Source organism: Candidatus Bandiella numerosa, assembly GCF_021811875.1.
Classification (GTDB): domain Bacteria; phylum Pseudomonadota; class Alphaproteobacteria; order Rickettsiales; family Midichloriaceae; genus Aquirickettsia; species Aquirickettsia numerosa_A.
On record NZ_JAJBJD010000157.1, the window covers coordinates 1 to 2,536 of the forward strand.

A 2,536-nucleotide genomic window follows, 5' to 3' on the forward strand; every position below is an offset into this window, starting at 1 on the left:
TCTCTCAGAGACTTTATCAAGAGATACAATCGAAAAACCAAGGCTTATTCCAAAGCCGCTGATATGGCTGAATTATCTGTGTATATACATTTCTTCTTTGACGCTATATTTGCTTAGCAATGCCCATCTGCTGAGTATGTTTTTATAGATAATGGCTCCACAACAGTTGAAACACCGCTCTTTTTCTCAATTTCAATAACAAATGGATCAATACTTTGAGTATTTTTTAAATATCTTATAGTTGTCAAAGAAATTATAATGAGTATAAAACACACTATCAACAACAACAACAACAACAACAACAGATTTCTTTGAATTACTGTAGACTGGTATCTATCGTCACTCCAATTTTTCAATTCCTTATTAGCTGTTATAAAATTAGTTACGTTGCTCTCTTCTTTAGCAACGGTCTCTGTGTTTTTTTTTAAAAAATTTTTTAAAATTCATTCTGCCTTTTTAAAAGTAATATTACTCTTTGCAAAATCCCAATTTAGATTGAATTTTACAATTTTATCCAAATAACCTGCTCTATCATTTTTATAATCAATGTAATATGCATGCTCCCATACATCTACAGTTAATATTGCAATTTTATTAAATATTAGTGGATTATCAGCATTCTTAGACTGCATTATTTTCAATGTTAAAGTTTCAGGATCTTGTATCAACCAAATCCAGCCACTACCAAATAATGTTATACCTGCATTGATAAACTCAGTATAAAAATTGTCTAAATTTTCAAAATTTTCATTTATCATGTCAAGTACCTGATCAGTTGGAGAATTTACTTCCTTGTATTCAGTAATAGATCTCCAATAAAAATCATGATTCCAAATTTGTGCCGCATTATTAAAAATACTTGAATCCTCATATACGTAAGATTCTTTAATTATTTCTTCTAAAGTTTTAGATTCATAGTTGGTTTTATTTATTAATTTATTAAGCTTATCCACATATCCCTGATGATGCTTATCATAATGAAAATTCACAGTTTCTTCTGAAATAGTGGGCTTTAATAAGTCCCTTGAGTAAGGCAAGCTTTGAAGTTCAATCATCTTATTTTTTGTACAACATAAACATTTTAGCTCAAGGTTAATGAGCAAAGTGTAAATTTGCAAGAAATATCGTCTTGTTTTATATATTTTTTAGCGTAAATTTAATCTAAGTATAAATGCAAAAATTATTATGATCAGTGAAAAATCAACTATCTCTATATTCGGTGGCAATGGATTTATCGGAAGTAATCTGGTTAAAAATTTAGCCAAATTGGATGCTAAGATCAACGTGATACAAAGCACTTTTAGTGCACATGATGACTTGTTTTTATGTGGATTGCCAGGTCAAATATGCACCGTCAAGTTTTGTGATACTAAAGCTTTTTATGAAAGTATATTTAGCAATTCCAATTATGTCATTAATCTAATTGGAGCACTGAGAGAGAATAAAAATAAATCATTTAAAGAACTGCACATCAATATCCCAAAACAAATAGCTCATTATGCAACGAAATATTCAATCAAAAAATTAATTCACATATCGGCCTTAGGTATTGATAAAACCCATAAAATATCTTCTTATGCAAAAACAAAATTGAAAGGAGAAAGCGAGTTGTTACAAAATTATCCAAATGCCACTATAGTCAGGCCAAGCGTAGTATTTGGTAGTAATGATAAATTTATTAATGAGCTAATTCATCTGGTCACAATTTTACCAATATTTCCTTTAATCAATGAAGGGCATGTTTTTTTTCAACCAATTTTTGTTGAAGACCTAACGCAAGCTATATGCAAAATTCTTCTCACCAATGATGAATCATGGAATGGAAAAATTTTAGAAATAGGCGGACCTGATAAATTGACATTTTTGGAAATACTGAATTACATTTTTAAAAAGCTTAATAAAAAACCTTGTTACCTTCCTATCAATTATAACATCATAAAATGGATTTCTCATTTATCCAAATTTATAAAAAATTTTCCAATTACCCCAGAAGAAGTAGATTTATTATTAGTGAATAATACTATTGGTGATAAAAATCTGGCTGACACATTCAATATCAACTTAACACCATTAAAATACTATATAAATAAACAATTAGGCATTGCCTAATAATTTTGAAATGTTATATCTCAATTTACATGTTGCTTAACTTTCACTCCGTGTTTTGGGCTTCATTTAACGCTTTAATGTGGTGGGTATGTATAGATCCAAAAGAATATTAGATTTTTTGTCGCTTGTCTGGTATAACAAAAAGGTCAGAGTGCTGCAGTTATTTGTAGTTATTTGCTCCTGACTTCATGCACTTTTTCGCTAGACAGCGCAATATTCCTGGGGTTTATTTTTTTCTAGGCACTACCACTTAAGTTTTTTTGTTAATTTAAATTTAGATTTTTAGAGTTGCTCTATACCAATTCAAATGGTGAATTAGTAATATTTATACCAAGGACTTTATATATCTTCCTGACTTCTTCAGTGATGACTGAAGGAATGCAGTATTTTTTATCAGTAGAAATATCTTTTAGTATACTTGCTTGAA

The 2,536-nt window shown here is 29.3% G+C and carries 3 protein-coding genes; 1 reads left to right on the forward strand and 2 read right to left on the reverse strand.

What is annotated here, in order from left to right; genetic code table 11:
- Positions 1 to 113 precede the first annotated feature (113 nt).
- A complete protein-coding gene (locus L8D11_RS04905) occupies positions 114 to 356 on the reverse strand; it encodes a VirB8/TrbF family protein (protein WP_236870553.1) in 243 nt (80 codons plus the stop codon).
- A gap of 87 nt (positions 357 to 443) precedes the next feature.
- On the reverse strand, positions 444 to 1,055 hold the full coding sequence (locus L8D11_RS04910; RefSeq protein ID WP_236870554.1) for a superoxide dismutase: 612 nt from the start codon (positions 1,053 to 1,055) through the stop codon (positions 444 to 446).
- A 130-nt stretch (positions 1,056 to 1,185) separates the two neighbouring features.
- On the opposite strand from L8D11_RS04910, the gene L8D11_RS04915 reads away from it, so the two are divergent.
- Positions 1,186 to 2,109 (forward strand): complex I NDUFA9 subunit family protein, encoded by a 924-nt coding sequence (locus L8D11_RS04915; protein ID WP_236870555.1) that lies wholly within the window; start codon positions 1,186 to 1,188, stop codon positions 2,107 to 2,109.
- The last annotated feature ends 427 nt before the right edge of the window (positions 2,110 to 2,536 follow it).